This is a genomic window from Pseudomonas oleovorans subsp. oleovorans (genome assembly GCF_002197815.1).
In the GTDB taxonomy this organism is placed as follows: domain Bacteria; phylum Pseudomonadota; class Gammaproteobacteria; order Pseudomonadales; family Pseudomonadaceae; genus Aquipseudomonas; species Aquipseudomonas oleovorans.
On record NZ_NIUB01000052.1, the window covers coordinates 22,643 to 29,235 of the forward strand.

The 6,593-nt window shown below is 64.8% G+C and carries 7 protein-coding genes; 1 reads left to right on the forward strand and 6 read right to left on the reverse strand.

The features are described 5' to 3' along the window. Positions 1 to 214 precede the first annotated feature (214 nt). A complete protein-coding gene (gene choX, locus PSOLE_RS21460; protein WP_088339348.1) occupies positions 215 to 1,141 on the forward strand; it encodes a choline ABC transporter substrate-binding protein in 927 nt (308 codons plus the stop codon). A gap of 222 nt (positions 1,142 to 1,363) precedes the next feature. Here choX and PSOLE_RS21465 read toward each other — a convergent pair whose 3' ends face one another. From PSOLE_RS21465 to PSOLE_RS24435, 6 genes are all read right to left on the reverse strand, one after another. After that, entirely contained in the window at positions 1,364 to 1,840 is a 477-nt protein-coding gene (locus PSOLE_RS21465; RefSeq protein WP_074860212.1) for an Lrp/AsnC family transcriptional regulator, read from the reverse strand. A 125-nt stretch (positions 1,841 to 1,965) separates the two neighbouring features. After that, a complete protein-coding gene (gene doeB, locus PSOLE_RS21470) occupies positions 1,966 to 2,967 on the reverse strand; it encodes a N(2)-acetyl-L-2,4-diaminobutanoate deacetylase DoeB (RefSeq protein ID WP_074860211.1) in 1,002 nt (333 codons plus the stop codon). 119 nt (positions 2,968 to 3,086) lie between these two features. Continuing rightward, positions 3,087 to 4,277, reverse strand: a complete 1,191-nt coding sequence (gene doeA / locus PSOLE_RS21475) for an ectoine hydrolase DoeA (protein WP_074860209.1) — start codon at positions 4,275 to 4,277, stop codon at positions 3,087 to 3,089. 58 nt (positions 4,278 to 4,335) lie between these two features. Beyond that, a complete protein-coding gene (gene eutC, locus PSOLE_RS21480; RefSeq protein WP_074860207.1) occupies positions 4,336 to 5,313 on the reverse strand; it encodes an ectoine utilization protein EutC in 978 nt (325 codons plus the stop codon). A 9-nt stretch (positions 5,314 to 5,322) separates the two neighbouring features. Beyond that, the gene (gene eutB / locus PSOLE_RS21485) at positions 5,323 to 6,294 is read right to left on the reverse strand and encodes a hydroxyectoine utilization dehydratase EutB (protein ID WP_074860204.1); all 972 of its coding nucleotides are present in this window, start codon (positions 6,292 to 6,294) and stop codon (positions 5,323 to 5,325) included. A gap of 76 nt (positions 6,295 to 6,370) precedes the next feature. Next, the coding region (locus PSOLE_RS24435) for a hypothetical protein (RefSeq protein ID WP_211281482.1) at positions 6,371 to 6,593 on the reverse strand (223 nt) is incomplete at its 5' end.

Genomic DNA, 6,593 nt, shown 5'->3' on the forward strand with positions numbered 1-6,593 from the left:
GCATTGCATCGGAAACGATGCCTCCTGCCCATCCCGGAGACGGACTGCCTGGAAAAGTCTTTGGTTCATTTCCAAGGAGACGAGCCGACGAACGGTTTACCGCTGATGCCTTCGTATTCCCGACCAATCGCGTCCAATCACGACTCGGAGGTTGAGCCTCCGGCCCACGGCCGTTAAGGTCGCGGAGCGACTCATCTTCGGAAAGGATTCACTCATGACGCTCAAAGCTTTCCTGCTCGGCGCCTCGCTCCTGGCACTCGCCCACGGCGCCCAGGCGCAGACCGAAAACTCCAGCTGCTCCACGGTGACCCTGGCCGATCCCGGTTGGAGCGACATCGCCGTGACCAATGGCATCGCCAGCCTGCTGCTCGATGGCTTGGGCTACAAAGCGCAGACGCGCACCTTGGCCGTGCCGATCATCTTCGCCGGCTTGCAGAAAGGGCAGGTCGATGTGTTCCTCGGCAACTGGATGCCGGCCGGCCAGCACGACTACGACCGCTACGTGACCAGCGGGCAGATCGACAAGGTGGTGGAAAACCTCGGCGGCACCGAATACACCCTGGCCGTGCCGACCTACGCCCATGAAGCCGGCGTGAAGGACTTCAACGACCTCGCCAAGTTCGCCGACAAGTTCGGCAAGAAGATCTACGGCATCGGCTCCGGCTCGCCGGCCAACGACTACATCCGCCAGATGATCACCGGTAACGAGTTCGGCCTCGGCGACTGGCAGCTGGTGGAATCCAGCGAGCAGGCGATGCTGGTTCAGGTTGGCCGCGCGGTGAAGCGCGACGAGTTCGTGGTGTTCCTCGGCTGGACGCCGCACCCGATGAACGTGCAATTCGATATGCAGTACCTCAAGGGCGGCGAGAAATTCTTCGGCAGCACCGGCTCGGTCAATACCCTGGCGCGCAAGGGCTATGTGGCCGAATGCCCGAACGTGGGCAAGCTGCTGACCAACCTGAAGTTCACCCAGGAGATGGAGAACACCATCATGGACGACGTGCTCAACCGCAAGGTGGCCAATGCCACGGCGATCAGGAACTGGATCAAGGCCAACCCGCAGGTGCTCGATGGCTGGCTGGAGGGTGTGAAAACCCGTGATGGCGGTGACGGGCTGGCGGCGGTGAAAGGCAAGCTCTAATACAGTATTCCAGTGTCGGTCGAACCACTTCCCGGGTGGGTTAGCGGCGCTAAACGCCAGTCGACGATGCCCACCATCGTGGCGCGTCGTGTAACCCACCAGGCAATAAAGCGTGTTGCTCCGATGGTGGGTTACGCCGCAACCAAGAAGGCGAAGCGTTCGAATACTCCGGCGGCGGCTAACCCATCCTACGGGCGCTCGGCATCTGGTGGTTGGCGTACGTTAGTCATCCAGTTCGGCGGGCGCGCCTGAGGTGTCCGCCTTGATGGTCTTGGTGACGATGTAGGTGAAGTAACGCTCGATGCCCAGGTCTTCGAGCAACAGCTGGTCGACGAAACGCTGGTAGTGGTCGATATCGCGGGCGCGGATCATGGCGATGTAATCGACACCGCCGCCGGTGGCGTAGCAGAAGCCCACCTCCGGCGCCTCGCTCAGGCGCTGCTCGAAGCGGCGCATATCCTGCGCGGTGTGGCGGGCGAGGGTGATTTCCACCAGCACCTGCTGGCTGCGAAACAGCGCCGCCCAATCGATCTGCGCGCGGTAGCCCTTGATCAACCCGGCACTTTCCAGCTTGCGCACCCGTTCCCAGGCCGGCGTCACCGAGAGGTTGATCGCCTCGGCCAGGGCCGACTTGGTGATCCGCCCGTCGCCTTCGAGGATGCGCAGGATCTTCAGGTCATAGCGGTCGAGCTTGTGCATCGGCAGTACGCCTATCTTGGGAACGATGCAAGGCCTGTAGGAGCGAGCTTGCTCGCGAAGCTTTTGCCTTACCGGCGTTCATGAGCATGGCCAGGCGCTCTCACAGCGGCTGCAGGTTGGGTTTCTCAACTCACCACCTCGGCGATGACCGCGAGGGTATCACCACTTTTCACCAGCCCCGGAAAATGCCGGGCTGCGAGCAAGCCACTGCGTTTGGCACGGTATTCGGCAGCCGGCGCGCCGGTGCGGCGGGCGCTGTGTACGCGGGCGATCACCTCGCCCTTTTCCACCGTATCGCCGAGGTCGCGGCACATCTCCAGCAGGCCATCGTCTTCGCTGGCGACGAAGCAGTCGCCGTCGGGCATATCCAGCATCACCGACTCGGCGGCCTCGATCTCACCCTGTAGCAGGCCGAAGTGGATCAGCAGGTTGCGCACCCCGCGCTCGGCGATGGCCAGGCTTTTCGCCGTGCAGCTGCCGCCGCCACCCAGTTCGGTGGTGACGAATACCTTGCCCAGCTCCTCGGCGGCGGTGTCGTACATGCCCACTGCGTCCAGTTCCAGCATGCGCATGCAGTAGGGCGCGGCGAAGGCGCGCATGCCGGCGGCGCAAGCGGCGTCCTGCGCCTTGTCGGGCAGCACGTGGCAGGCTGCGAAGGGCAGGAAATCCAGGGTCTTGCCACCCGAGTGGATATCCAGCACCACGTCGGCCAGCGGCAGCAGCGTGCGCTGGAAGTAGTCGGCGATCTTCTGCGTCACCGTGCCGTCCGGCTTGCCGGGAAAGCTGCGGTTGAGATTGCCCTTGTCGATTGGCGAGGTGCGGGTGCCGGCCTGCACCGCCGGGGTGTTCATAAATGGCACGATGATCACCCGGCCAGTGACGTCCTCGGCGCGCAGGCGCTGGGCCAGCTTGCTCAGCGCCAGCGGGCCTTCGTACTCGTCACCGTGGTTGCCGCCGGTAAGCAGCGCGGTGGGGCCGCTGCCGTTCTTCACCACGGTCACCGGGATCATCACCGCGCCCCAGGCCGAATCGTCACGGGAATAGGGCAGCTTGAGAAAGCCGTGTTGCACGCCGTCACGGTCGAAATCGACAGTGAGGCTGATGGGGTTGTCGCGCAGTTGGGTCATGGTGCAAAGCCCGGCATAAGTGGATGTCTCGATAGCGCCGCTTTTCGTAGGAGCTGGCTTGCCAGCGATGCGGTGTTGATGCGGATCGCCGGCAAGCCGGCTCCTACACTCAAGCGCCGTCAGTCCTTCACGAACAGTTTGCGCGGCACGTCGCAGAGGGTTTCCACGCCGCTGTCGGTGATCAGGATCGACTCGGTGATTTCCAGGCCCCAGTCGTCCAGCCACAGGCCGGGCATGAAGTGGAAGGTCATCCCCGGCTGCAGCACGCTCTCGTCGCTCGGGCGCAGGCTCATGGTGCGCTCGCCCCAGTCCGGCGGATAACTGATGCCGATGGGGTAGCCGCAGCGGCTGTCCTTGTGGATGCCGAATTTCTCCAGCACCTTGAAGAAGGCGCGGGCGATATCGCCAGTGGTGTTGCCCGGCTTGGCCGCCTCCAGGCCGGCGGCGATGCCTTCGACCACGGCCTTCTCGCCGTCGAGGAAATGCTGCGGCGGCTTGCCCAGATAGATGGTGCGCGACAGCGGGCAGTGATAGCGCTTGTAGCAGCCGGCGATCTCGAAGAAGGTGCCGGCGCCGCTGATCATCGGCGAGTCGTCCCAGGTCAGGTGCGGCGCGCTGGCATCGGCGCCGGTGGGCAGCAACGGGACGATGGCCGGGTAGTCGCCGCCATGGCCGTCGGCACCGAGGATGCCGGTGCGGTAGATCTCGGCGACCAGCTCGTTCTTGCGCAGGCCCGGCTCGATCTTGTCGAAGATCGCCGCGTGCATTTTCTCGACGATCTTCGCCGCGATGCGCATGTAGCCAATCTCGGTGGGCGACTTGATCGCCCGCTGCCAGTTGACCAACGCAGTCGAATCGACGAAGCGCGCGTTGGGCAGATTGCGCTGCAGCGAGCCATAGGCGGCGGCGCTGAAGTAGTAGTTGTCCAGCTCGACGCCGATGGTGAGCTTGTCCCAGCCACGGGCGGCGATGACCTCCTTGGACAGGTAGTCCATCGGGTGGCGCTCGGTGGACTGCACGTAGTGATCGGGGTAGCCGACGATATTGCCCTGCTGCATGAACACCGTGCGCTTGGCGCCGTTGGCGTCCTGGCCGCGGCCATACCAGACCGGCTCGCCATCGAGCGCCAGCAGTACGCACTGGTGCACGTAGAACGACCAGCCGTCATAGCCGGTGAGCCAGGCCATGTTGGATGGGTCGGTGACGATCAGCAGTTCGATGCCCCTGGCCTGCATGGCGCTACGCGTCTTGGCCAGGCGCTGGGCATATTCCTCCCGGCTGAAGGGGAGGTTGACGACGATTTCGGACATTGCGTTGCCCTCGTGATGGAACGGTTATTCAGGCGCGGCGTGCCGCGCCCGCAGGTTTTCAGGAGTCGAAACTGAGGCCTTTACCGGCCGCGACGGCGCGCTGATAGGCAAGGCTGGCGATGGCGGTGTCCTGGGCACCGGTGCCGGTCAGGTCGCACAGGGTGATCTGGTCATTGGCGGTGCGACCGGGGCGCTGACCGGCGATGACCTGGCCGAGCTCGGCGAAATCATCCTCGGCATGCACCAGGCCGGCGGCGATGGCGTGGTGCAGCTCGCCGAGCACACGGGTCTGGCTCAGGCGATCAGCCACGTAGGCATCGACCCGCGCCAGCACGGCTGGGGCGATCTCGTTCTTGTGCTCGGCATCCGAACCCATGGCGGTGATATGCAGGCCGGAGCACAGGTGCTGCGGCTGGATCAGCGGCTCGCGGCTGGGCGTGGTGGTGATGGCGATATCGGCGCCGTCCAGCGCTGCGTCGACGCTGTCCACTGCGCGCGCATCATCCAACTCGGCAGCCATGGCCTGGGCCTTGGCAGGATCGCGCGCCCAGATACGCACCTCGCTTACATCGCGCACCAGGCGCAGGGCCTGCAGCTGCAAGCGCGCCTGCTCACCAGCACCGAGGATGGCGACCACCTTGGCGTCTTCACGGGCCAGCCATTTGGCGGCGATGGCGCCAGCGGCGGCGGTGCGCACGGCGGTGAGGTAGCCGTTATCCAGCAGCAGCGCATCGGCCAGACCGGTCTGTGCCGAGAACAGCATCATCAGGCCGTTGAGGCTGGGCAGGCCAAGCTTGGGGTTGTCGAAGAAACCGGGACTGACCTTGATCGCGAAGTGCGCCACGCCGGGCAGGTAGGCGGTCTTCACGTCCACCTCGCCGTTGTGCTCGGGCACGTCCAGACGCAGGATCGGCGGCATCGCTACGGCAGCCGTGGCGAGCAGGCGGAAGGCGTTTTCCACCACCTCGAGGCTGTCGGTGTCGAGGCCGACGCACCCGCGCAAATCGGCCTGGTTGAGTATCAGGGTCTTGGCCATGGGGACTCCTCAGGCGTCGGCGCCGTTGAGCACCCGCAGGTGCTGGTCGATATCGATGTTGCGGCCGCTAACCACCACCACCACCGGGCCACGGGGCTCGATCAGGCCATCGAGCAGGGCGGCGATGCCCACCGCGGCGGCCCCTTCGATTACCAGTCGCTCCTCGCGGTAGGCGTGGCGAATACCGCGGGCGATGGAAGCCTCGTCGAGCAGGTGCACCTGGTCGCACAGCTCGCGGGTGATGGAATAGGTGAAGCGGTTGTCCAGGCCGATACCGCCGCCGAGCGAGTCGGCCAGGGTCGGCAGCTCTTCCACCTCGACCGGCTCGCCGGTCTGCAGGCTGGCGTGCATGGCGGCGCCCAGTTGCATGCTGACGCCGTGGGTACGAATGGCCGGGCTGGCCGCCTTGATCGCCAGCGCCACGCCGGCGAACAGGCCGCCGCCCGACAGCGGCACCAGCACTTCGCAGACATCCGGGCACTGCTCGAGAATCTCCAGGCCCAGGCTGCCCTGGCCGGCGATCACGTGCGGGTGGTCGAAGGGCGGGATGAACGCGGCGCCCTGCTCGCGAGCAATGCGCAGGGCTTCGCGCTGGGCATCGTCCTGGCTGCGGCCGCTGATCACCACCTCGGCGCCCAACTCACGAATGGCGCGCACCTTGTTCTGCGGCACCAGCTCGGAGAGGCAGACGATGGCCTTCACGCCCTGCTGCGAGGCGGCGAAGGCCAGCGCACGGCCATGGTTACCGGTGGAGGCAGTGACCACGCCAAGGCGTTTCTGCTCGGCATCCAGCTGCGCCACCGCGTTGCTCGCACCGCGCAGCTTGAAGCTGCCGGTGGCCTGCTGCGACTCCAGCTTCAACCACACCGGCACACCGGCCAGGCGACTCAGGCTCGGTGAGTGCTCCAGCGGCGTCTGACGCACCAGGCCGGCGATACGCTGGCGAGCCTGGAGCAGGTCATCGAAGAGGATGGAAGACATGGCGCACGTTCCGTGAAGGTGTGCGGCCGAGTGTATGAGCGGGAAATTGAGCGGCTGAATGTACTAGGACGATTTTTTATCCGGGTACTTCAAGAGGCGAGCAATCGGTGCGCACCAGCTTGTAGCCTGGATGAAATCCGGGAAGCATCGCTGCAAACCGCCCCCCGGATTTCATCCGTATATGGACTCCTCCCGTTTTGCCAGTGAAATAATCTGCCTCTGAACCTAGGTACGACTGCTTCCGTATATTCGACTTCTGATAAGGCGTTAGCCTTGAGCCATGATGAATTTCGCTCCTG

Excerpts from the sequence above, each read along its gene's own strand:
- doeA (WP_074860209.1), bottom strand. The coding sequence starts at position 4,277 with ATGTCCGAAATCGTCGTCAACCTCCCCTTCAGCCGGGAGGAATATGCC.
- PSOLE_RS21465 (WP_074860212.1), bottom strand. The coding sequence starts at position 1,840 with ATGCACAAGCTCGACCGCTATGACCTGAAGATCCTGCGCATCCTCGAA.
- eutB (WP_074860204.1), bottom strand. The coding sequence starts at position 6,294 with ATGTCTTCCATCCTCTTCGATGACCTGCTCCAGGCTCGCCAGCGTATC.
- doeB (WP_074860211.1), bottom strand. The coding sequence starts at position 2,967 with ATGACCCAACTGCGCGACAACCCCATCAGCCTCACTGTCGATTTCGAC.
- choX (WP_088339348.1), top strand. The coding sequence starts at position 215 with ATGACGCTCAAAGCTTTCCTGCTCGGCGCCTCGCTCCTGGCACTCGCC.
- eutC (WP_074860207.1), bottom strand. The coding sequence starts at position 5,313 with ATGGCCAAGACCCTGATACTCAACCAGGCCGATTTGCGCGGGTGCGTC.